Annotated in this window: 25 protein-coding genes; 16 read left to right on the top strand and 9 right to left on the bottom strand. The window is 43.3% G+C overall.

The genetic code is table 11. The features are described 5' to 3' along the window. Window positions 1–40: 40 nt before the first annotated feature. A complete protein-coding gene (locus tag ABWV45_RS15025) occupies window positions 41–616 on the top strand; it encodes an SCO family protein (protein WP_353352541.1) in 576 nt (191 codons plus the stop codon). Here the strand turns inward: ABWV45_RS15025 and znuB are convergent. Continuing rightward, window positions 613–1,401: a zinc ABC transporter permease subunit ZnuB gene (znuB, locus tag ABWV45_RS15020; protein ID WP_353352540.1), complete on the bottom strand. Its 789-nt coding sequence runs from the start codon at window positions 1,399–1,401 to the stop codon at window positions 613–615. The genes ABWV45_RS15025 and znuB overlap by 4 nt on opposite strands. 1 nt (window position 1,402) lies before the next feature. After that, a complete protein-coding gene (locus tag ABWV45_RS15015) occupies window positions 1,403–2,152 on the bottom strand; it encodes an ATP-binding cassette domain-containing protein (RefSeq protein ID WP_353352539.1) in 750 nt (249 codons plus the stop codon). Between the two features lie 96 nt (window positions 2,153–2,248). Between ABWV45_RS15015 and ABWV45_RS15010 the strand changes: the two genes are divergently transcribed. From ABWV45_RS15010 to egtD, 3 genes are all read left to right on the top strand, one after another. After that, the gene (locus ABWV45_RS15010) at window positions 2,249–3,109 is read left to right on the top strand and encodes a metal ABC transporter solute-binding protein, Zn/Mn family (protein ID WP_353352538.1); all 861 of its coding nucleotides are present in this window, start codon (window positions 2,249–2,251) and stop codon (window positions 3,107–3,109) included. 111 nt (window positions 3,110–3,220) lie between these two features. Next, complete coding sequence (gene egtB, locus ABWV45_RS15005; RefSeq protein ID WP_353352537.1) at window positions 3,221–4,453, top strand: ergothioneine biosynthesis protein EgtB; 1,233 nt, start codon at window positions 3,221–3,223, stop codon at window positions 4,451–4,453. Window positions 4,454–4,475: 22 nt separating this feature from the next. Then, entirely contained in the window at window positions 4,476–5,453 is a 978-nt protein-coding gene (gene egtD, locus ABWV45_RS15000) for an L-histidine N(alpha)-methyltransferase (protein ID WP_353352536.1), read from the top strand. On the opposite strand, the gene ABWV45_RS14995 is transcribed toward egtD, so the two are convergent. Beyond that, complete coding sequence (locus ABWV45_RS14995; protein WP_353352535.1) at window positions 5,450–6,406, bottom strand: homoserine kinase; 957 nt, start codon at window positions 6,404–6,406, stop codon at window positions 5,450–5,452. The two genes, egtD and ABWV45_RS14995, sit on opposite strands and share 4 nt — an antisense overlap. Before the next feature lie 27 nt (window positions 6,407–6,433). Beyond that, window positions 6,434–6,709 carry a DUF2782 domain-containing protein gene (locus ABWV45_RS14990; protein WP_353352534.1) on the bottom strand — a complete coding sequence of 92 codons (276 nt, stop codon included), beginning with the start codon at window positions 6,707–6,709 and terminating at the stop codon, window positions 6,434–6,436. A 68-nt stretch (window positions 6,710–6,777) separates the two neighbouring features. Here ABWV45_RS14990 and polA point away from each other — a divergent pair, with 68 nt between their 5' ends. Further along, window positions 6,778–9,483 carry a DNA polymerase I gene (gene polA / locus ABWV45_RS14985; RefSeq protein ID WP_353352533.1) on the top strand — a complete coding sequence of 902 codons (2,706 nt, stop codon included), beginning with the start codon at window positions 6,778–6,780 and terminating at the stop codon, window positions 9,481–9,483. A 361-nt stretch (window positions 9,484–9,844) separates the two neighbouring features. Here polA and ABWV45_RS14980 read toward each other — a convergent pair whose 3' ends face one another. Genes ABWV45_RS14980 through ABWV45_RS14970 form a run of 3 tightly spaced genes read right to left on the bottom strand, consistent with a single transcriptional unit; the run spans window position 9,845 to window position 10,900 of the window. Next, on the bottom strand, window positions 9,845–10,375 hold the full coding sequence (locus ABWV45_RS14980; RefSeq protein ID WP_353352532.1) for a hypothetical protein: 531 nt from the start codon (window positions 10,373–10,375) through the stop codon (window positions 9,845–9,847). A 14-nt stretch (window positions 10,376–10,389) separates the two neighbouring features. Continuing rightward, window positions 10,390–10,614, bottom strand: a complete 225-nt coding sequence (locus ABWV45_RS14975; RefSeq protein WP_353352531.1) for a BrnA antitoxin family protein — start codon at window positions 10,612–10,614, stop codon at window positions 10,390–10,392. 1 nt (window position 10,615) lies between these two features. Further along, window positions 10,616–10,900 (bottom strand): BrnT family toxin, encoded by a 285-nt coding sequence (locus tag ABWV45_RS14970; protein ID WP_353352530.1) that lies wholly within the window; start codon window positions 10,898–10,900, stop codon window positions 10,616–10,618. 294 nt (window positions 10,901–11,194) lie between these two features. Between ABWV45_RS14970 and ABWV45_RS14965 the strand changes: the two genes are divergently transcribed. Continuing rightward, the gene (locus tag ABWV45_RS14965) at window positions 11,195–11,440 is read left to right on the top strand and encodes a type II toxin-antitoxin system CcdA family antitoxin (RefSeq protein ID WP_353352529.1); all 246 of its coding nucleotides are present in this window, start codon (window positions 11,195–11,197) and stop codon (window positions 11,438–11,440) included. Continuing rightward, a complete protein-coding gene (locus tag ABWV45_RS14960) occupies window positions 11,440–11,757 on the top strand; it encodes a CcdB family protein (RefSeq protein ID WP_353352528.1) in 318 nt (105 codons plus the stop codon). Before ABWV45_RS14965 ends, ABWV45_RS14960 begins: the two co-directional genes overlap by 1 nt. Window positions 11,758–12,362: 605 nt before the next feature. Here ABWV45_RS14960 and yihA read toward each other — a convergent pair. Then, window positions 12,363–12,995 (bottom strand): ribosome biogenesis GTP-binding protein YihA/YsxC, encoded by a 633-nt coding sequence (yihA, locus tag ABWV45_RS14955; protein WP_353352527.1) that lies wholly within the window; start codon window positions 12,993–12,995, stop codon window positions 12,363–12,365. Between the two features lie 111 nt (window positions 12,996–13,106). Between yihA and ABWV45_RS14950 the strand changes: the two genes are divergently transcribed. From ABWV45_RS14950 to ABWV45_RS14925, 6 genes are all read left to right on the top strand, one after another. Further along, window positions 13,107–13,400, top strand: coding sequence for a c-type cytochrome (locus tag ABWV45_RS14950; RefSeq protein WP_353352526.1), 294 nt, complete (start codon window positions 13,107–13,109; stop codon window positions 13,398–13,400). A gap of 34 nt (window positions 13,401–13,434) precedes the next feature. After that, on the top strand, window positions 13,435–14,034 hold the full coding sequence (locus tag ABWV45_RS14945; RefSeq protein ID WP_353352525.1) for a c-type cytochrome: 600 nt from the start codon (window positions 13,435–13,437) through the stop codon (window positions 14,032–14,034). A gap of 313 nt (window positions 14,035–14,347) precedes the next feature. Then, entirely contained in the window at window positions 14,348–17,524 is a 3,177-nt protein-coding gene (locus ABWV45_RS14940) for an ATP-binding protein (RefSeq protein WP_353352524.1), read from the top strand. 198 nt (window positions 17,525–17,722) lie between these two features. Beyond that, window positions 17,723–18,358, top strand: coding sequence for a thiol:disulfide interchange protein DsbA/DsbL (locus ABWV45_RS14935; RefSeq protein WP_353352523.1), 636 nt, complete (start codon window positions 17,723–17,725; stop codon window positions 18,356–18,358). A 2-nt stretch (window positions 18,359–18,360) separates the two neighbouring features. Next, window positions 18,361–19,176 (top strand): endonuclease/exonuclease/phosphatase family protein, encoded by an 816-nt coding sequence (locus ABWV45_RS14930; RefSeq protein ID WP_353352522.1) that lies wholly within the window; start codon window positions 18,361–18,363, stop codon window positions 19,174–19,176. A 37-nt stretch (window positions 19,177–19,213) separates the two neighbouring features. After that, a complete protein-coding gene (locus ABWV45_RS14925; RefSeq protein WP_353352521.1) occupies window positions 19,214–20,881 on the top strand; it encodes a diguanylate cyclase in 1,668 nt (555 codons plus the stop codon). Window positions 20,882–20,942: 61 nt separating this feature from the next. Here ABWV45_RS14925 and htpX read toward each other — a convergent pair whose 3' ends face one another. Further along, complete coding sequence (gene htpX / locus ABWV45_RS14920; protein ID WP_353352520.1) at window positions 20,943–21,833, bottom strand: protease HtpX; 891 nt, start codon at window positions 21,831–21,833, stop codon at window positions 20,943–20,945. 463 nt (window positions 21,834–22,296) lie between these two features. On the opposite strand from htpX, the gene bfr (ABWV45_RS14915) reads away from it, so the two are divergent. The 3 genes from bfr (ABWV45_RS14915) to ABWV45_RS14905 all read left to right on the top strand — a co-directional run. Then, window positions 22,297–22,770 carry a bacterioferritin gene (gene bfr / locus ABWV45_RS14915; RefSeq protein WP_353352519.1) on the top strand — a complete coding sequence of 158 codons (474 nt, stop codon included), beginning with the start codon at window positions 22,297–22,299 and terminating at the stop codon, window positions 22,768–22,770. Between the two features lie 13 nt (window positions 22,771–22,783). After that, window positions 22,784–23,251 carry a bacterioferritin gene (gene bfr, locus ABWV45_RS14910; protein ID WP_353352518.1) on the top strand — a complete coding sequence of 156 codons (468 nt, stop codon included), beginning with the start codon at window positions 22,784–22,786 and terminating at the stop codon, window positions 23,249–23,251. Between the two features lie 180 nt (window positions 23,252–23,431). Then, window positions 23,432–23,631: hypothetical protein (locus ABWV45_RS14905; protein WP_353352517.1), on the top strand; the 200-nt coding region annotated here is incomplete at its 3' end.

Genomic DNA, 23,631 nt, shown 5'->3' with positions numbered 1-23,631 from the left:
GGATCTTGGCATGATTAGGCTTAAGTAAAGGGAGAGTATTATGCGTCAGCGTGTTTTGATTGTCTTGTGCCTAGTGGTTGGGGTGTTATCCGGTTGCAGTGAGTCACTACCGGAAAGTTATCAGCCATTGCCTCAGTCGATAAAGATCACTGATATCAACCTGTATGACCAAAATGCACAAACCATTCATGAGCAAAGTTTGCTGGGTAAATGGAGTCTAGTTTTCTTTGGTTACACCTATTGCCCTGATGTGTGCCCAACCACCTTGGTGGAATTAAACAAAGCCGCCGCCCAGATTAAATCGGACGCCTTTCAAGTGGTACTGGTTTCGGTAGACCCTAAGCGAGATACCCCTGAGCAGCTAAAGGCCTATATTGAGTACTTTAACCCCAGCTTTCAGGCGTGGAGTGGGGATATAAACAATGTAGAGGCCTTATCCCGACAAATGCATATTTTCTTTCAAAAGCAGCCCCACGGGGACGATGAAAACAGCTATTTGATGGATCACAGCTCACAAGTGGTATTAGTGAATCCACAAGGGGAATATGTGGGCTTTTTCACGTCACCGCTTAAACCTGAGGAAATGAGTGCCTATCTAAATGATCAGCTTAATTAACTCTTAATTAAGCGGTATCCGCTTTGGCTCACCAAAAAGAAAAACGCACTGGTGAGCACAATGCTTGGCCCTGCTGGGGTATCAAAATAGTAAGAAAGCCCTAACCCCATGGCGACAGCCAGCATGCTAATAATAGTGGCCAATGCAGCCATTTGTTTTGGCCCTTGGCTTAAAGGGCGCGCAGCCGCTGCAGGAATAATCAATAACGCAGTGATCAATAATACCCCTACCAGCTTCATGGCCCCTGCAATCACCACGGCCAATAACACCATGAATAACAAGCGCAGCTTGGCCACTTGATAGCCTTCAACTTGGGCTAACTCTTCAGAGACACTGGCAGCTAATAAACCTTTCCACATACGGCTTAACGCCGCTAAGACCAGTACCGCGCCAATGGCCAGTGTGATTAAGTCTTCACGGGTGACGGCTAATAAGTCACCAAATAGGTAGGCGTTTAAGTCAATGCGTACGTTATCCACCAAGCTCAAAGTGACTAAACCTGCGGCTAACGTGGTGTGTGCCATTAACCCTAATAACGTGTCACTGGGTATGAAATGCTGGCGCTGTAAGCTCGCTAGAATTAACGCAACAAATACCGCACACAGTACAATGGCTAAATTCAGTTGTACCTCGAATACAAAGCCTAGGGTAATACCTAACAGCGCACTGTGGGCTAAGGTGTCACCGAAGTATGCCATGCGTCGCCAAACAATGAAGCTGCCCAATGGGCCGCTCATGAGGCTTAAAATCCAACCTGCCAATAGGGAATCTAATAGCCACATCATATTAATGTTCTTCCTTATGGTCATGCTGGCAATGTTCGCCGTGGGTGTGATCATGGTGATGGGTATAAGGCACTAAATGAGCAGGCATAGAGCGGCCAAACAACTCTAGGTAGCTTGGGTCGTTTTGCACCGTTTGCGGATGTCCCTCACAGCAAACATGGCCGTTAAGACAAATCACTTTATTAGTGGCGGCCATAACTAGGTGCAAGTCATGGCTTACCATTAATACGCCGCAGTTTAATTCGTCTTTTAAGTTACTAATAAGGTGATACAGTTCCGCTTGACCACTGACATCTAAGCCTTGTACTGGCTCGTCTAGCACCAGTAATTCAGGGTTGGATAATAATGCTCGCGCCAGTAGTGTGCGTTGTAGCTCGCCACCGGATAACTTTTGCATAGGACGATTTAGCAGCTCTGTAATATTAAGCCGTTCGCAGACATTCATTAATTGGCTTTTATGATAGCCCTTGGCCAGTTCCAAAAAGTGCTTAACGCTTAAGGGGAGTGTTTCTGGCAGGCTCATTTTTTGCGGCATATAGCCAATGCGTAAATTAGGCAAGCAAGTGCGTTGGCCACTGCTGATGGTTTCTAGGCCTAAAGCCAGTTTGAGTAAGCTGCTCTTACCTGCGCCATTTGGCCCGATCAGGGTGACGATTTCACCGCGATGCACAGAAAGGTTAATGTCTTTGAGTATGGTGCGGCCTTGGCGTACAAAACTGACGTTTCTCAGTTTAATTAAATAATCGTTCATGCCAGAGGCTACCTTACCTACACTTTTACACGCCAAAGAAAGGGCGATAGGGTATCATATTGGGCCTTTAATAGCGGTAAAAATAATGGAGTCGCCATGCAAGGTTTTACAGCTTGGATAATGGCTTTGGCTTTAATGGTCATGGCAATCAACACCCAAGCGCAGTCGTCAAAACCAGATACCCCCAGCGTATTGGTGTCAATTCACCCAATTGCCATGCTGATAAAAAGCGCTTGGCCCGATTTGCACGTTACCACTTTAATGAAGCCAAATCAGTCCCCCCATGATTTTGCTCTTAAACCGAGCCATCGCAGGCTAGTGGCTCAGTCCCAACATGTGATTTGGTTAGGGGATGAAATGGAGCCCTACCTGACCAAGCTGGTGGCTGGTCATACCTCGGCGCTAGATCTTTCAGGTTTATTTGAATTAGCAGAAGAGGCGAACGATCACCATGACGGCCATAACCACGGGGAACACGACCCGCATATTTGGCTTAACCCTAATGCCATTAGTAGTATTTTAAATATGGTGCAACAGCAACTGTCATTGCAAGAACCCAACGCTTTTTTACAGCAATTAGCGCAATGGCAGTTAAAAGCAAAAACTCAACTTGAAGGATTAGATGCAGGCTTTATTAGTTTTCATGACGCCTTCCATTACTGGATTAACTATTTTGCGCTAAACCAAGTGGCTGCTTTAGCATTAAACCCAGAGCAGCCCATCGGTACACGTCATCTTGTTAAAGTGCGCCAGATATTAAGTGACGGCAAAGCAACTTGTTTATTTATTGAACCTCAGTTCAAAGCGAGCATTGTGAAAAAATTACAGCAAGGTACTAATGTGCCTGTGGTGGATATTGATCCAATCGGCTCTCAATTTAATGTGAACGATGGCAAGTTTTTCGCTTTTTATGATTATTTATTAATGCAGTTTCAAACGTGTCTTAAAGCTAAGTAATTGATTTTTAGTTAATTATTTAATTGCTTGAAAATATTGGGTGTAATGGTCGCTTGTCAGGCTGGGCAACAGGTAATAATCTGAATACTTCATAATAAAAAAGTGAAGCGCATGACTACTGCATTGGATGCGAACGTAGACGCCCATTCTAAGTTGAACCTAGAAAAACGCTATGAACAGGTGCGTCAATACAGTGAACATTTGGTTCACTGTTTAAGCCCTGAAGATTGCGCCTTACAAGCGGCCCCGTTTGTTAGTCCAGTAAAATGGCACTTGGCTCATACCACTTGGTTTTTTGAAACCTTTCTATTGATTGCCAGTCAGTCGGCTTATCAGCCGTATAATGAGCAATACCAATATTTATTTAACAGTTATTACAATGGTGTAGGCGAGCAGTTTGCTCGGCCTAAACGTCATTTATTATCCCGTCCGTCATTTAAAGAAGTGATAAAATACCGCCAGCATGTGGATCAACAAATGATTCACTTTTTACAACATGCCAACAATGAGCAATGCCAGCTAATCGAGTTAGGGCTGAACCACGAACAGCAACACCAAGAGTTACTGCTGATGGATTTAAAGTTTAACTTTTTTCAAAACCCTTTATATCCGCAATACGGCTTAGCATTAGATGCCCCAAGCCAATTAATTCACCATGAAGGTTTTGAAGAGTTCTCTGGGGGCTTGTTTGAAATTGGCCATCACGGGCAATCCTTTTGTTTTGATAACGAAACCCCAAAACATCAAACCTATTTAAACAGTTTTCAATTGAGCCGCTCCCTTGTAACTAACGCAGAATACCTAGCGTTTATAGAAGACGGTGGCTATCAACAAAGCATGCTGTGGTTAAGTGATGGTTGGGCATGGTTAAACGCAGAAGCAGTACAGCACCCTTTGTATTGGGTAAAACAATCCGGTGAGTGGTACGAATACAGCTTGCAAGGGTTAAAGCCCTTAAATCTAAAACAAGCGGTGAGTCATATTAGTTTTTATGAAGCTCATGCATTTGCACAATGGAAAGGGTTTCGCTTGCCTAGCGAAGCCGAATGGGAGGTAGCGGCTCAACAAAGTTTATATGGGCCCCATCAAACCAGCTTGTCACATATGATTGATCACAACTGGCAGTGGACTCAAAGTGCATACCAACCCTATCCGGGATTTAAAACCCCAAAAGGGGCGGTTGGTGAATACAATGGTAAGTTTATGTGTAATCAAATGGTACTAAAGGGCGGTTGTGATTTAACCCCAAAAGGCCATAGTCGTATTACTTATCGAAATTTTTTCTATCCTCAAGATAGATGGCCTAAAAATGGTATTCGCTTGGCCAAGGATGTAAGCGAATAAAAATAATAACAAGGAGTAAGTTATGAGTAGCCAACCAAAGGCGCAACACGGCGTGTTTTTTTATGATTTTAATCGGCAGCAGTCCGATCAAAAGCAAGAAATACTGCAAGGGTTAACTCAAACACCAAAGCGCATATCCGCTAAATATTTTTATGACCAAACCGGTTCAGAATTATTTGAAGCCATCACTCAGTTAGATGAATACTACCCAACCCGCACTGAAGTGCAATTGCTTAAAGATTACCGCGAAGCCATTATCAACAAAGCCGGTAGGCACTCTGTATTAATCGAATATGGCAGTGGCGCCAGTACAAAAATACAGTTACTGCTTGATGCGCTTAAACCAAAAGCCTATGTGCCGTTGGATATTAGTAAAGACTTCCTATTTGATAGCGCCATCGCGCTACGTCAGCTTTTTCCTTGGCTTGAAATTCACGCCACTTGTTTAGACTATAGTCAGCCAGCAAAACTGCCTCATGGTTTGCCTGTTAACGCAAAAAAAGTGGCATTTTTCCCCGGCTCCAGTTTAGGTAACTTCTCACCTAATGAAGCACTTTCGTTTTTAAAAGGGGTACGCAAAACCGTTGGCGATCAAGGGGCTATGCTCATTGGTGTGGATTTAGTAAAAAGCGATGAAGTACTTAACGCTGCCTATAACGATGCAAAAGGGGTAACCGCACAATTTAATTTAAACAGCCTTGCTCATCTAAATGCCATTGGCGATGGCAATTTTAATGTTGATAATTTTCAGCATCATGCTTTTTTTAATCGCGCACTCAGCCGCATCGAAATGCACCTTATTAGTAAGTACGATCAAGTTGTGTCTTTGTTTGGGCAAAGGTTAAGCTTTAAAAAAGGCGAGGCCATAACCACCGAATACAGCTATAAATTTGAACCCAATCATTTTGCTAATTTTGTACAAGGGGCGGGCTTTGAAAGCGAACACTGTTGGACCGACAAACAAAAAAACTTTGCGTTGTTTTGGTTGACGGCTGTTTAATTTGAATCTGATAGATTAAGCAGTAACTGCTTCATGTGGTCTGGATTTTTATGGGTGGTTAAGCTGGCGGTTTGTTGCTGGCTTTGCGCCACCAAGCGCGATACCCAAAAACGCAGCACACCTAAACGAATAAAATAAGGCAGCGCCTCATGCTCACTAGCACTTAACGGGCGCACACTTTCGTAGCCTTTTATAATGGCGTCAGCTATGTTTTTATTTAAGTGATGGTTTGGTGTTTGTGCCCACGCCATGATGCAAATGGCAATATCATAAACACAGAAATCAAAACCCCCTGCGTAAAAATCAATTACCCCACTTAACTCACCGTTTGGCAAAAATAAGCAGTTATCAATAAATAAATCCCCGTGAATAAAACTTTTTTTAAGCTCGTTGTTGGCGCTCCAATTTTGCCAATGCTGCTGCATGTTCGCCATTTCATTCATTAATAATTCACGGTCTGACGGGACAATGTTTAATGACGGGTTTGATGCTTGTTTTTGCAGCCAGTAAAACCCTCTTGGGTTGCTGTGAGCTTGTTTGTAATTTAATGAGGCTTGATGAATCTTACCCAGCTCGGCACCGATGGTGAAGCCATGACAAGCTTCAATGGTATCTAAGTGATGCCCATCAAGGCATTCAAATATTACCCCCCATTTGTTTTGTGTTTTAAACAAAAACTCCCCATTTATTTTGGCTTTTGGGGCAGGCAGTGCACAACCTTGTTGTTTTAAGTGGGCTAAAAACGGAATGAAAAAATCCAAAGCATGTTTATCTAGATGCTCAAAAATAGTGAGAAAATAAACCTGCTGATTATCTGCTGTGCACAGCTGAATTTTATAGTTGGTGTTTTCTATGCCTGCTGCAACCCCTTCAAAAGATTGCAGGCGGCCTAAATTATACTGGCTTAAAATAGATTCAAACTGGTGTGTATCTAACTGCGTGTAAACCGACATAATAGTGACTTCTAAACTTCCGTCATGTTACCAGCGAAAAATAACCCACTTAGGCACAGTAAGCTTGGATTGGGTTTGCTTTTTGAACTCTTCATCTTCTTGTCCTGCGGGCACAAGGTAATATACAGGGCCGTGCTTAGGCACCACTTTGATTTCCCGTACAGCGCCGTTCTCCATGTACTCGTAATAGGTGTCGCCGTTCTCGTGACGAATCACGATGGAAGACTCAACCGTATCGGCTGCATTTGCTAATGGTACTAACAGCACCAAACCCATTAATACCCAAGATAGAGTCTGTTTCATGATAAACTCGCTAATAATTTTCAATTCACCGCCATTGTACGGCCTGCGCCTTATAAAAGAATAGTCCTATGACAACATCTAGCCCACAAAAAGTCATATTGGTTGACGGATCCTCGTATTTGTTTCGAGCGTTTCATGCCATACGTGAAATGAACACCACAAGCGGATTTCCCACTAATGCCATTCGTGGTGTGATCAGTATGATCCGTAAACTGCAAAAAGATTACGCTGACAGCAAGGTTGTGGTGATATTTGATGCCAAAGGCAAAACCTTCCGTAACGACTTATACAGCGAATACAAAGCCAATCGTCCGCCCATGCCAGATGACCTGCGCGTTCAAATTCAACCCATACACGACATCATCAAAGCCATGGGCTTACCTTTGTTGGTGGTGGACGGCGTAGAAGCGGACGATGTTATCGGCACATTGGCCCTAGAAGCCAGTGCCAAAGGCATCGAGACCATCGTCTCTACAGGGGATAAGGACATGGCTCAGCTGGTCACCGAACACGTTACCTTAATGAACACCATGACCGACACCTTTATGGATGTACCGGGCGTATCCGAAAAATTTGGCGTGCGCCCCGATCAAATTATCGATTACCTCGCCTTAATGGGCGACAAAGTGGATAACATCCCCGGTGTTGAGAAATGCGGCCCTAAAACCGCGGTTAAATGGCTAGATGCCTACGGCACGTTAAAAGGGGTCATGGAAAACGCCGATCAAGTAAAAGGCAAAGTGGGGGAAAACCTGCGGGCGGCTCTTGAGCAGCTACCTTTGTCTTATGAGCTGGCCACCATCAAATGCGATGTTGAGCTAGACGTCACCCTAGAAGACATAGAAGTAAAACCCGCTGATACGTCATTACTTCTCAAATACTTCACCGAATACGAATTTAAAACGTGGTCGAAAGAGTTATCCACAGGAAAGACGGACGAGATCAAAGTGGAAAAAGCCACGGTGGACAGAAGTTTATACACCATTTTATCCACAGAAGATGCCTTATCCACATACATCGAAACCCTCAGAGCCACACCGTACTTTGCCTTCGATACCGAGACCACTAGCCTTAACTATATGGAAGCGCAAATCGTCGGCTTGAGCTTTGCCACAGCAGCTAATCAAGCTGTTTATATTCCATTGGCCCACGATTATTTAGAAGCCCCCGAACAGCTAGATCGCAACTGGACGTTGGCCCAGCTTAAGCCATTACTAGAAGATGACAGTATTTTAAAAGTGGGGCAAAACCTCAAATACGATGCCCACGTACTGGCCAATCACGACATTCAATTAAAAGGCATCGCTCACGACACCATGCTAGAAAGCTACGTGTTAAACAGTACCGCCAGCAAACACAATATGGATGCCCTTGCTAAACAATACCTAGAGCACGATTGCATCTCGTTTGAATCCATTGCGGGCAAGGGGGCTAAGCAACTGACCTTTAATCAGGTTGAAGTCGAAAAAGCCGCCGAGTATGCCGCCGAAGATGCCGACATCACCTTGCGCCTACATGAGTTATTAAAACAAAAGCTGGCTAAAAGTGAGTCATTACTTACATTGTATCAAGAAACTGAGCTTCCGCTTGTGCAAGTACTCACTTACATGGAGCAGCAAGGGGCTTACGTTAACGCCACCAAGCTGCACCAGCAAAGCGAAGAGATCAAAACTCGCCTAGCTGAGCTTGAAAAACAAGCCTTTGATTTGGCCGGTGAGGAGTTCAACTTAAACTCACCTAAACAGCTGCAAACCATCTTTTTTGAAAAACTAGAGCTGCCCATTATCAAGAAAACCCCCAAGGGACAGCCTTCCACCGCCGAAGAAGTACTGGTGGAATTAAGCCATACCTACGAGCTGCCAAAAGTGATTTTAGAGCACCGAGGCTTGGCCAAACTGAAAAACACCTACACCGACAAACTGCCGTTAATGATCAACCCGCGGACTAACCGCGTGCATACCTCGTATCAGCAAGCGGTCACCGCCACAGGCCGTTTATCCTCCACCGACCCTAACCTGCAAAACATCCCAATCCGTAACGAACAAGGGCGTAAAATTCGCCAAGCATTCGAAGCGCCAAAGGGCTCCATCATGGTGGCAGCAGACTATAGTCAGATCGAATTACGCATCATGGCACACCTGTCTGGGGACAAAGGATTAGTAGATGCCTTCGCACAGGGCAAAGATATCCACAAGGCCACCGCCGCGGAAATCATGGGTGTGGATGAATCAGAAGTGACCACAGAACAGCGCCGCCACGCAAAAGCCGTTAACTTCGGTTTGATCTACGGCATGAGCGCCTTTGGCCTTGCCCGTCAGATCGACGTGGGCCGCAAAGAAGCCCAAGCCTATATCGACATCTACTTCGAGCGTTACCCCGGTGTGCGTGACTACATGGAACGCACCCGCGACATCGCCGCCAAACAAGGTTATGTAGAAACCTTATTTGGCCGCCGCCTGCACTTGCCAGAAATTAATTCCAGCAACGGCATGCGTCGTCAGGCCGCCGAACGCACCGCCATTAACGCACCTATGCAAGGCACCGCCGCCGACATTATCAAACGGGCCATGGTGAAAATGTACGATTGGGTTGCCCAAGAAACCGACATCAAAATGATCATGCAAGTACACGATGAACTCATCTTTGAAGTGCCCGAAGACAAGTTAGATGAATGCAAAGCCAAGATTAAAACCATAATGGAATCGGCGGCGGAGTTGGATGTGCCACTCGTCGTAGATGTAGGCACCGGATCAAATTGGGATGAAGCCCACTAAGAAATGGAAGCTACTGCGCTTAACTATGCTTTGTTAAAATTCGCTTCAAAATGCTCATTTATAAAACATAAACTGCGCGTTTTCAGCGAATTTTGCCTCGCCTAGTTTGCGCTCGTGACGCTTCTAGCTACACCGTTGAATTGATTTTTCCAAACTCGTTACACAGGCAAACTGTGCGCCTCGTTTGAAAAAATATATGCCTTGCATAGCCCGCGCCTAATTCGCTTCTAGAAACGGTTTGAATTTAATATCAGGGAACTGTAGGTCGCACTTAAGTGCGACTTATGAATCGGAACCTGCGAATTTACAACGGATTTTGCTCGCTTGTGAAGCTTATATATAGAGTTCTATATAAGATCGTTTATAATTGAGAAATGGTGTCTGTAATGCCTTTTTGTATTTTTTCTACAAGCTTTTGGCGTTCGTCTTGTGCTTCAGGTTTTCCTGCGTTTTCAATTTTTGATATATATCTAATCCATTCATAATAATCATCAAGATGACTTTTTATTCCTACAGCCCCAGCAAGTGATAATTTAGCTTCAAATAACTGTAACTCACTGTTCTTATCAAATAGTTGTGTTTGCATTGTGTAAATTTCATCTAGGAAATCGTTTTTCTCCTGCTCTTCTTCATCAGTTAAAGGATTTTGAATGTTCTCGTATTCATTATAGTAACTAGAACATGTCAATAGATATTTGAATAATAATGAATCAAAGCTATGGAAGTTTATTGAGGCTTCTTTCAGTAAATTAAGCTTAAATTCCAAAATTTTTTGTTTATTTGCCATGCGAGCAGAAAAAGTTGCGGTTAAATAACCTAAAACCCCACCTAATATAGGACCTAAAACTGGGATTAATAAATCAATTAATTTATAAACGTCATCAAAATTCATTATTTAGTTATCCATTAATTATGCTTATTCCACGTCATATCCAACTTCCGATGCTGCGCAACACAATCTCTTAAATACAAATTAATTAAGCTTTGATAAGGCACGCCATTTTCTTCGGACATGGCTTTAAAATAATCCACCACGTCTTCGCTTAAGCGAATGGTGACAGGCTTTTTTAGTTTGGATGCGTAAGGATTCTTACGGGATTTCATTTTTGAAAGATCATATTCTTCTTTCATATTAGCCACCTTCATAAAATTTACGTTCTGACTTAGTAGCTTTCCTTGCAGAGATAATTCGAATGATATCACCGTTTTGACGTTCACAATGACACACTAAAAGTAGATTGGCTTCGCTGCTGTTGCCCAGCATTAGAAAACGATCTTCTCCCAGTTGTGAGCTGTCGTCATCGTAAAACTGAATGGCATATTCATCGAAGAAAACCGTTTGGGCCTCTTCAAAAGAGATTCCATGTTTTTTGATGTTGGACTTGGCTTTCGCCGAATCCCATTCGATTTTAATCATATGTACATTGTATGTACGAAATACTGTGTGTCAATTAGACAATTTTCGTAAGGCTGCGCGCCGAAGCCGGTCACGGGGTGACCTCGTACAACGTAAGCTTTTGATTACTTATTGGATTCCGGCCTGCTGGTTTCTCACAAACGTAATGACATGCAACACAGTAACGATCTCTTTAGCCGCGTCTCCCGTCTCCCATCCAGCGAAGCGATCATCTTTCATAAAAAATCCATCTTGCCATGCGCATTTATATGCGCATAATAAAGACATCCAAACCCAATTTTGAGGTATCCAGCCATGGAGCCACTCTATGATGCGCAAGCCCCGAAAAAGCCCACAAACTTGAGTGTAAACAGTGACTTACTGAATAAGTGTAAGGCGCTACACATCAATTTATCCGCTACCCTAGAGCAAGCGTTAACCGATAAGCTGGCTCAGCAGCAGGCTGCGCAGTGGTCCACCGAGAATAAAGCGGCCATTCGCGCATACAATGAAGTGGTTGAAGAAAACGGCTGTTTTGGTGACGAATACAGGGCGTTTTAATGGCCCAGTTTGATGTTTACCCAAATCTAAGTCGGCAAACTCGAAATTTGTACCCTTATATTGTGGATATTCAAAATTCGATTATTTCAGATATCAGCACGCGTATCGTGATTCCGTTAGCCCGAGCACAAGGGTTTAACCATCAAGGTTTGAAAGAATTAACCCCTGAAATTGAGTACGAGGGTGAAGCGTTATATTTAATGGTGCCGCAGATTGTGTCTATGCCAGCGAAGAGTTTACAAAACCCCGTTGGATCGTTAAGTCATCATCGAAGTGAGATTATTGCGGCGTTAGATTTTGCCATTACAGGCATGTAACTGAATAGGTTGGTGACCTCGTACTATTTAAAATTGAGTACCCACCATTACCATAAGCGAAACGATCACTTTAGCCGCGTCTCCCGTCTCCCATCAAGCGCAGCGAGCATCTCCCACCCCACAAAAACAACAGGCAAAAGCAACAGGCAAAAAAAAGCCTGATCGCCATTGGGGGAGAACGATCAGGCTAGAAGTTCCTTCGATTCTTGGGGAGATACCGAAGGGTTGTAAAGCTTTCGCAAATACATGAGACGCATACTGAGACATGACTAAACTCAGTTGGTTCAATTTTGAGGTTAGGACAACTCATGGTTTTTGCCAGCTTTGTTACAAAAAAAACAAAAGCGAGCACTAATCAGCCTATTAGGGTTAGCGTTTACTTATAAAAACCAATTCCTCTATGACTTTTTGGCGCAAAATATCCTATATGTGTGCTGTTCTAGCCCTAGTTTTTATTGTCAGTTTCAGGCTTTGTTATTTGGGTTTGTGTTGAATCAGGTACAGTTTGTGTTTTGTGAGTAGGTGAAGAGTAATTTGTCGGAAGCGGCGTTTTGAATACACAATAGGCACCGTGTTTACCATGGGTGCCTATTTCAGCGTGGATTTCAGTCTTCCTGAGTGGATTGTTCGTCTGATGCTGATAAAAGTTGTGATATTCGGCTGCTCAGTACATCGGTGCCGTCTTTTTTCAATGAAGAAAAGACTTGGATGGTGAGCAAGTCTCCCATGTGCTCAAGGGCTTTTTTCACTTTTAGGCGTGTGGCTTGTGCTGGGCCGCGTTTGAGTTTGTCGCCCTTGGTCAGCAGTATATGAAGGGGCATTTTTGCTTCTGCGGCCCATTCGCACATCATTAGATCGAATTCAGTCAAAGGGTGGCGAATATCCATTACCAGTATTAGCCCTACTAGGCTTTGACGTTCTTCAAGGTATTCAGACATGTTCTTCTGCCACTCACGCTTCATGCGGTCTGGCACCTTGGCAAAGCCGTAACCGGGCAAATCTACGATACGGATACCCGGCTCAATTTCAAAAAAGTTGATAAGCTGAGTACGCCCCGGTGTTTTACTGGTACGTGCCAATTTGTTTTGTTGAGCTAAAGTATTTAAAGCGCTGGATTTTCCTGCATTGGAGCGGCCAGCAAACGCCACTTCTACCCCTGAATCCTCTGGGCATTGCTTTAAACTAGGGGCACTTATGAGGAATCGTGCCTTTTGAAAATTGATTTGAACTGGGTTCATGTGGCCTTTACTGCTATGGGTCAAGTTGTAAGTGGGTTAACTTTGGTTATAATGCCACAAATTTTATGTGGACCTGTAAGCCAAAATGAATATTGGCACGGAGAGAGAGCCATGAAAAAAGTAATCGCAATAGCCGCTTCACTTATGTTCACAATGTCTGCTCAAGGGTTTGACGTTGAGGCTAAGTATACTCAATCTTGTGGCGCTTGCCACGGTATGGGAGTCGCAGGTGCCCCTAAAGCCTTTGATGTGGCTGTATGGCAGCCTCGGTTGGCCACAGGTATTGATGCGTTGGTAACAAGCGTAACCCAAGGTAAAGGGGCGATGCCGCCTAAGGGTTTATGCATGGATTGCTCAAACGATCAGTTTAAAGCTTTGATCGAATATATGAGCAAAGCGAAATAATTTTAATTTCATTCGTATTTTAAGGTAGTGATTCATGAAAAACTTGGCAATTGGCTTGATGTTGTCTTTAGGTTTGGTTGCAGGCGCTGATGCAGGCGATGCCCAAGCAGGAAAAAAACTGGCAGCACCTTGTGCGGCTTGTCACGGACAAGATGGTAATAGCGCCGCCGCTAGCTTCCCAAAAATTGCTGGCTTAGGTGAAAAATACATTCTTAAGCAGCTAAAAGACTTCAAAAGTGGCGATCGTGATAACGCCATCATGAAAGGCCAAGTAGCTGCCTTGAATGAAACACAAATGGCTGATTTAGCGGCGTTTTTTGCGGGTAACAAGCGTACAGTCGGTTATGCTGCAGAAGATAAAGTGGCTTTAGGTGAGAAAATCTATCGTGCTGGTAATACTGCTACTGGCGTTCCAGCTTGTTTAGCGTGTCATGGTCCAGATGGTTCTGGTATTGATGCGGCGGGCTTCCCTGGTCTTGGTGGTCAACATGCGGATTACATCAAAGCGCAGTTGGTGCTTTTCCAAGAAGATAAGCGTGAAAACGATGCAAGTAAAGTAATGCGTGATATTGCTGGTCGTATGTCAAACAAAGAAGTAGATGCGGTTTCAGCGTACATCCAAGGCCTTCACTAGGTCCTTGGGAGCGCAATAAATGGTTTAGCCATGCTGTACTATGTTTTGCGTAGAAGAGTCTCTTAGGAGGCTCTTTTTTTTGCCAAAAATTCTAAGCTATGTTTTCACGTTCTTGTCTTCATTTCGCCTCAAGCGCTTTTTTAGTGCCGGTTAGTCATGCCTTTCAATTCGCAAGCCCTTTGTTCATCTGCTCATCATTAAGAAAAAGCGTCTAGACTTACTTTTTAAAGAATGTTTATCCGGTGCGTCGTTAAGGCTAATGACTTTCGCTGGATGATGTGTAAGAGGGTATGAATGGACAAATTGAGGCTGCATGCGCATTGAGATTACCCCCAAAATAGTTATCACCGCACTGATGTTAGTGGTGTTAGGGTTGGTCGGTAATTACCTAGCCATGCCCATTGCCTATGGTGTTGCTTTTATTTTTGGCAGTATTTTTAGCATTCTGGCCATTGTGCTTTTGCGTGCGAGTTGGGGGGTATTGGTTGCGGTTATCGTGGCCAGTTATACGATTTACTTATGGAACCATCCATATGCTGTCATCATTTTTGCAATGGAGGCTGTATGGATTGGTATCGCGCTACGTCGTGGCCAGACTAACTTAGTACTTATAGATGCTCTTTTTTGGTTGTCACTAGGATCTATCTTAGTGGTGGTGTTTTACGGCGTGGTCATGGGTTTAAGTACTCAGTCTGTGCTGATGATTGTATTGAAGCAATCCATCAATGGCTTATTCAATGCCTTAATTGCCAGCCTTCTTTTGTACATTCCTGCTATCCGTAAGCAAGGCTCGCACATACCTTCGGTTTATACGTATAAACATATAATCTTCAATACGATTGCCGTATTTTTTATGCTACCTACGCTTTCACTTTTATTATTTGATAATTATCGGGTCAACATTGCACTACATAAACAAGTGGCGACTAATGTACAGGCGGAAATCTTTCAGCTTAAGGGTGAAATATCTCAATGGGTGGATCAATATTTAAGGGCTGTGTCCACCATGGCGCAATTACCCGAAAGCCATGGTCTACAGCCTTCTCAGCAGCTTCAACAAGAGCTGGCCCGTATTAAATATCTTTTTCCAAATTTCCATAATGCCTATATCGCTGATGAGACGGGTACGACAAAAGCATTTTACCCCGCTGTGAATGAACAGGGTGAATCCACCATAGGGCTTAATTTTTCCGATAGAGCTTACTTTAAGGCGTTGGCAGCCAGTGGTCAGCCCATTGTGTCGGATGTGTTCATTGGTCGAGGGGGGATTTCTGAGCCGGTTATTACGATCTCAGTTCCTGTGATGAAAAACCAACGGTTGTCTCACTTTGCCTTAGGGGCGGTTAACTTACAGCAAGTGCAAAGAGCCATTCGTGCCCATGCGACAAAATATTTGTTACTGATTACTTTAATAGACAGCAAGGGTAATGTGGTAATTTCAAGTGATGAACGCCTTAAGCCTACGCAAAAACTTGCCCCGTTTTCAGGGCGGCAATTAAAAACTGATATAGACAATGTATTCCTGCAAACCCCTGATTCATCCCGAAATATATCAATAATGCAGGCTTGGAAAGAGTCCTCTTATTTTTCTAAGACACCCATTGCGAATACTGAGTGGACATTACATGTTGAATACCCGCTGGCGCCCATGCAAAAAGAACTTTATATGTCTGCAATCAGTAGCTTTGCGGCGGTGGCGGCGTTGTTTATTCCTATGATATTTATTGCGGCGCTTCTAAGTAAAATCCTGACGCGGCCGTTGCACCGCTTGGCTGACATTTCTGCAGATTTACCCAATCAAATTGGCAGTGAGAAAAACATAGTTTGGCCGAGTAGCAACATTGGTGAGATCGTTCAGTTAGTGACTAACTTCCAGAATGCCTCTCATGCATTAGGAGCCAGAATAGGCTTGTTAAATAATCGCTTATCTTTGGCAACCAGTGCCGCTGGGATTGGGGTATGGGATTATTACCTGCAAGAAAACAAGCTGATTTGGGATGATCGAATGTATGCGCTATATGGCATCAGCGAGGGTCAATTTAGCGGTGCTTATGAAGCTTGGAAAAACGGCTTACACCCAGACGATATGGCCCGTAGTGAGGAGGCCATACAGTTAGCACTGAATAATGAGAAGAATTTTGATATTGAATTTAGAGTGCTGTGGCCATCAGGCGAGATTCGTTACTTAAAAGCGGATGCACAAGTGCAATGGGATGAAAACGGCCAAGCAATTCGAATGACGGGCATTAACTATGACGTTACCGAACGCAATCAAACCATTAAGAAGCTAGAGCAAGCAGTTAACAAAGCGGAAGTCGCAAACGAGGCCAAGAGTGAATTTCTCGCCAACATGAGCCATGAAATTCGCACACCCATGAATGGGGTGATTGGAATGACCAACCAGCTCTTGCGAACACAACTTGATCCGGTGCAACATAAATTCGCTAAGACGGTTAAATCCAGCGCAGAATCCTTATTAAGTATCATTAATGATATATTAGATTTCTCTAAAGTAGAGGCTGGTAAGCTCCAATTAGAACCATTGAATTTTGACATGAATGTTTTAATGCAAGAATTGGATGCCGTTATGCGCTTTCGCGCAGAAGAAAAAGGATTACTACTCACTTGCCCAATCAATGCAGATGAGCCGCTTTGGGCTTTTGCTGACTCGGGGCGTATTCGCCAAATATTGATCAACTTAGTAGGCAATGCCATTAAATTCACCGCTAGTGGTGAAATTGGCATTGCATATGAGCTTTTATCGCAAGAAAACGATCATTTGGTATTTAAGTTTGAAATTAGCGATAGCGGAATAGGCTTGAGTGAAGAACAGCAGCGAACACTATTTGACCGCTTTAGCCAAGCGGATGGTTCTACCACCCGCCGCTATGGTGGTACGGGCCTTGGCTTGGCCATCAGTAAACAATTAGTTGAATTAATGGGCGGTGAAATTGGTGTAACGAGTATCCAAGGGAAAGGCTCGACATTCTGGTTTACATTGACGTTAGACAATGGCCAAACACCTGAGCAAGCATCGGACGAACAGCACTCCCAGCTCCTAGCTACTCCCACTGACAGCATCTCTCATGACCCACAAACATTAGCGACATTTTCCGGTAAAGTATTGGTGGTTGAAGACAACGCAATCAATCGAATGGTGGCGCAATGTCAGTTAGAAGATTTGGGGCTTGAGGTTGAGTTGGCGCAAAACGGTCAAGTCGCCATAGAAGTACTGGAGCAAACCACCTATGACATTGTGTTTATGGATTGCCAAATGCCCATTATGGATGGCTTTGAGGCCAGCCGTATGATTCGTGACCCTCAGTCCAAAGTACTTGACCACGATACGCCTATTATCGCTATGACTGCGAATGTGATTAAAGGGGATCGTGAGAAATGCATTGCAGCGGGCATGAGTGATTATGTTTCTAAGCCAGTTGACCCTGATAAACTGGCGCAGACGTTGATGAAATGGCTACCTAAAGAATAGGACGATACTATCCCTTGGCGAGAATGAGTGGCGTATTTCCTCCATTAGTTTCTTTAACCACAGCTTGAATCGGTTGTTTTTTGTACCAGTCCAAAAGAAATTGGAGGAACTTAATCCCAAGCGCTTGTTCAAAGCTCTTTGTCCTATTAGGCTACGGCCATTCATTAATAACAATTAAAAATCATCAAGGATTTATCTATGAAATTGCGTAACTTAGCTTTAGTCGCATTTTTATCCGTAACGGCCCTATTTGCTCAGGCTGAAGAATACGTGGCTGGGCAGCATTATAAAGTATTGGCTAATCCAACCATGGCCCGAGATCCTGAAAAAATCGAAGTGGTTGAAGTATTTTGGTATGGCTGCGGACACTGTAATCACTTTGAACCAACGGTTCAGGCATGGAAGAAATTCTTACAGGCCGATATAGATTTCCGTCAATTACCGGCACAATTTAGCCGTCAGTGGAAAATCCACGCAGGTTTGTTTTATTTAACCAAGGCTTTAAAAGTTAACGACAAAGTTCACCAAGAGATCTTTAATCAAATTCATAAGAAGCGTAATCCATTATTGGATAAAGACGATCAAAAAGCGTTCTTAGCCCAATACGGTGTAAGCGAAGCGGATTTTGATAAATACGATGACTCTTTTGGTGTTCGTCGCCAGTTAAAAATGGCGGACCAATTGGTTCGTTCATGGGCTATAACAGGTGTGCCAGCAATTATCGTAAATGGTAAATATATGGTTAATGCCAGTTCAGCCGGCGGTGAAGACAAAGTCTTTGGCGTGGTTAATTACCTAATTGAACAAGAGCGTAAAGCACGTAAGACCCTGTAACCATGTCTGGGGGGGTGAAGTCTCAAGGCCGTGTTTCTGTCACGCACTTTACACAGAACAACCCCCAAACCATTAAACTGCTGAGTTTCAATATCCAAGTGGGTATTGAAACCGGTAGTTATCATCATTATCTCACCAAAAGCTGGCAGCACTTTTTACCCTCATCTAAGCGTAAACTTACGCTGATGCGCATTGCACAGGTAATGTCGCACTTTGATTTAGTAGCTATGCAAGAAGCCGATGGCGGCAGCTTTCGATCTGGCTTTATTAATCAAGTTGAATTTCTTGCCCGTAAAGCAGGCTTTCCATTTTGGTATCAGCAGCTTAACCGCAATTTTGGGCTTATGGCCAAACACAGTAACGGTGTTTTATCTCGCCATGAGCCGGATCAGGTGGCGTTCCATAAATTACCAAGCATGTTGCCCGGTCGTGGCGCCATGTTTCTTACCTTTGGTGAAGGGGCGCAGGCTTTGCTGGTGGTTGTCATGCATTTATCTTTAAGTCGCGGTACACAGAACCGCCAGTTAATGCATATACGGCAACTTATTGGTGAGCATAAACATGTGGTGTTGATGGGGGATATGAATACTCACGCAGAACATTTATTAAGCCTAAGCGCGTTAAAAGATTTGTCGCTACAACCTGTCAATGAAGGTTTACAGACTTTTCCAAGTTGGCAACCCAATAAAGGCTTAGACCATATCTTGGTGTCACAAAGCGTTAAGGTAAAACAAGTAGGTGTATTAGATTTACCGCTTTCAGATCACCTACCAATTGCTATGGAAATTAAACGCCCTCTCCCTATGCAGCAAGCTTGAAATCCTCTCCTATACTAAACACAGTAGGGGAGAGGCCATGAGCACAGATAGCGACCGCTGGAAAAACAAATATCTTAATCTCATTGATGAGAACGAAAAAATCGAAAAGCAATTTCAAGATCATATTGGTCAATTGCGACGCGCCATTATTCGTTTGTCGATCACCGCAGAAGGCCGTGATGCCGACATGGACAGCCAATTAGAGTCCATGCGAGACTTATTGCGTAGTGACCAATTAAATGGCCTGACACGTATTCTAGAGCAGTTAGAGGGTGGATTTGAACGTTGGCAAGCCAAACAACAAGGTTTTCAAGGTCAAATCACCCAAACCCTCATTGATATTGAAACCACCCACGAAGGCCTACCAAAATCGTTATTGGCTGAACTCACAAAAGTACGCAAAAAAGTGCGTAAGTCCGACAAGGTGGATTTACTGTTAGCGTTTACCAGCGTGATTACCAGTTGGGCTGAGTTCCTTGCTAATGGTGTAGAGGCGCAAGATAACAGCCAAACTAGCGGATTTTTTAGCCGATTATTCCAAAAAGAACAGCAAACTCCCATTGCTCCAGAGGGGCGTTCAAACGAGGATGTGTCAGAGTTCAATCAAGACGAAACCTCCAGTTATAAAATCCCTGAGACCGCTGAAAAAGGCCTGCTCAGTGTTACCTCAGAAGTTAGCAAAGTATTAGAGGGTTTAATTCCTAAGCTAACATTGCCTAACACCGAGCAACCAAGAGCCATGCACTTATTAAGCAAGGTACAGGAAGGCTTAAACCTATATGAAATCGTACCTGCGTTAGAGGTGTTATCTGAACTGGTGGTCAACGCACTGGGTAGTGAACAAGAAGAATTTGAAGCGTTTCTAAAAAACCTAAATGAGCGCCTTAGTGAACTACAAAATTGGCTGGTGCAAGGGCAAGATTTAGAGCAAAACTTTAAATCAGCCTCAAAAGATTTTGATGATAAAATGCGCGGCCATTTAGACGAGTTAAAGCAAGTTCTGCAAGACGGGGTTGAAAGTCCAGATAATTTAAAAACCTCAGTGAGCCATCAATTGGATCGAGTGTTTGCCACATTAGACATATTTAAACTCGAGCAGCAAAGTCGTGAAAAAACATTTGAATATCATATAAAAGAGCTTAACGACCGCTTAATCAATATGGAAAGTGAGCTAAAACAAGCGAAAGAGCATCTCAGCAAAAGCCAAGCCAAAGCCATGGTGGACAGTCTCACCAAGTTACCAAACCGTGGCGCGTACGATGCCTACATCGAAAAAGAGTATCAGCGCTTTGAACGCTATGGCGGCGATTTGAGCCTCATCGTGTGCGATGTGGATAAGTTCAAAAATATCAATGACAGCTATGGTCACCAAGCAGGGGACAAAGTACTGCAATTGATTAGTCGTCAAGTAAAAAAAGGTACTCGACAAACCGATTTATTGGCACGCTATGGTGGTGAAGAGTTTGTGGTGATTTTGCCCGGTACGGATGCTCAAGCAGCACTGCAAGTAGCTGAGAAGATTCGCGCAGAAGTTGCGGGGAGTCCGTTTCACTTTAAAGGCTCACGAGTGCAAATTACCATTTCTTGCGGGGTAGCCAGTTTTGCGAAAGGCTGTACCCATCAAGAGGTATTTGAAAAAGCGGATAAAGCCCTTTATCAAGCAAAAGATAATGGTCGAAATCAATGTGTTGTTAGCCAATCCTAACAAAGCAAGCATAAAAAAAGCGATGCTAGGCATCGCTTTTTAATGAAGTATAGAGCGTGAATTAAGCAGAATAACGCTGCTTAAGAGCGTCGATACGCTTATCCAGCGGCGGGTGGCTCATGAATAAGCCTCCTAACGCATTTTTAAGCTCACCACTAATACCAAAGGCCACCATTTCATCTGGCATGTCGCTAGGTTGGTTGTATTCAGCTTGTAGACGAGCCAAGGCGCTGACCATAGCTGCTGGGCTTACTAGTTCGGCACCTGCAATATCGGCACGATATTCACGGCGACGGCTAAACCAAAATACGATGGTGCTGGCCAAAATACCCAGAATCATCTCGGCCACAAATGTTGCGATATAAAAGCCAAATCCTGGGCGCCCACTGTCGTTCTTCAGTACGGCTTTATCCACAAAATTACCAATGATACGTGCAAAGAACATCACAAAGGCGTTTACCACCCCTTGGATTAAAGTCAGGGTGATCATATCGCCATTGGCTACGTGACCCACTTCGTGACCCAGCACGGCTTTTACTTCTTCGCGGCTCATCTTATTGAGTAACCCTGTGCTGACGGCTACCAAAGCGTTATTACGGTTCCAACCGGTTGCAAAGGCATTGGCTTGCGGGCTGGCAAATACACCTACCTCGGGCATACCGATTCGGGCTTTTTGAGATAACTCTTTAACGGTGCTTAACAGCCATTGCTCGTCAGCGTTACTGGCTTGTTCAATGATATGTACACCCATACTGCGTTTAGCCATCCATTTAGACAGCAGCAATGACACAACCGAGCCTGCCATACCAAATACCAAGCAGAAAATCATAAGGTTGCTGTGATCAAGCCCTTGGCTCGTCATATAGCCACCCACACCCAGTAAGCTTAAAGTGACACTGGCTACCAGTATCACCGCAAGGTTTGTGGCTAAAAATAACAGTATTCTCATCATGACAGGTATTTACCTTTATGTGTGTTCATAGATTGTCCTCATTATGTGGGCAAAGTAATAATCTTCAATAGATCAAAGATTAAAAAATCTCAGAATAGTTCCTAAGTGCTCAGCCTATGATCACGGAGGATTGTGACTTTAAATGACAAGTATTTGAACATGTTAGTAAAAATAAAAAACTTTCCAAAAGCCGTATTTTGCTTGTTGAGAGGGTGAAAATGCGAAAATTAACCCTACTTTTTGTTTTAAAGCTAAATGTAAATTGTTCTAAATAAGGTTACATAGTTTTATTTGAGAGATTGTCAAATTAAAATTGGAAGTTGGCGTATCAGCACATATACTTTGCCCACTATTAAAGGCATTTTACTTGTGAATATTAATTTTAACTAAGTCAGTTTCTATTCGAGTTTGATCTTTATAAGTTCAATGCTTTTGGCACAAATAATTTAAAGAGGGTGCAGTTATGAAGGGCGATGCTCAAGTAATCAAACTGTTAAACCGATGCTTAGAAAATGAATTGGTTTCGATTAATCAATATTTTCTACATGCTCGAATGTTCAAAAATTGGGGCTTTGAAGGCCTTGATAAAAAAGAATACAAAAAATCCATCAAAGATATGAAGCAAGCGGATGCCATTATCGAGCGAGTATTATTCTTAGAAGGCATTCCTAACCTACAAAAACTTGGCCGTTTGAATATTGGCGAGCATCCAAAAGAAATGCTGGAGTGCGATCTTAAATTACAATCTTTGAGTATTGCTGATTTAAAAGAAGCCATTGCTTATTGCGAAACCGTTTCCGACTTTGTTACCCGTGACATGCTAGGTGAGATGTTAGAATACGAAGAAGATTATTTCGACTGGCTAGACACCCAATTAGATTTAATTGGAAAAATCAGCATTGAAAATTATCTACAGTCAATGATGCATAGCGAGTAACCGGAGGAATAACATGAAAGGCAATAAAAAAGTCATAGATACTTTGAATTCATTGTTAGCCGGTGAGCTAACTGCAATGGATCAATACTTCATCCATTCCCGCATGTACGAAGATTGGGGCTTAGGTAAACTTTATGAGCGCATTGCCCATGAAATGGAAGATGAAACCGGACATGCTGATTTGATGATTAAGCGAATCCTTTTCTTGGAAGGTTTCCCTGACATGGTTAAACGTGAACCATTAAGCGTGGGAAAAACCGTACCAGAAATGCTTAAAAATGATCTAGAGCTAGAATATTCAGTGGTTAAAAACCTAAAAGACGCCATTGTCATTTGCGAGCAAGAAAAAGACTTTGAAACTCGCGCTATGCTGGTTAAACAACTAGAAGATACAGAAGAAGACCACACCCACTGGTTAGAACAGCAAATAGGTTTGATTGATAAAATAGGGATTCAAAATTACCTGCAAGCCATGATGTAAATTTAGATTATTTTATTTACAAAGCCCTGCATAGCAGGGCTTTTTTGTTTTTAATAACTAGTGTAAAAGTACCAATGTTTGTGGTTTCACTAAACACGTAGCTCTTTTTGCAATGTATACAGATTAAACTCCCTGATCCCAACAAAAGCACTTAATTGAATAAATAATAAGCGGAAAAATATGATGTTAAACGCCAAGCTAGGAATGCTACTGGCATTAGTACTTTTATACGGATGCTCAAAATCGGATAAAGCAGAGCCACAAAAAAGCACAACGTCTAATGATGATCCTTTTCAGCCAGCTATAGAACCACCTGTGACAGAACCAGAGGAACCACTAGTTACAGAACCAGAGCAACCACCAGTTACGGAGCCAGAGGA

The sequence above is a fragment of the Oceaniserpentilla sp. 4NH20-0058 genome, from assembly GCF_040371755.1.
In the GTDB taxonomy this organism is placed as follows: Bacteria; Pseudomonadota; Gammaproteobacteria; order Pseudomonadales; family Oceanobacteraceae; genus Bermanella.
Note: the sequence above shows the minus strand (reverse complement) of the source record. Positions and strands in the feature narration are given on the sequence as shown.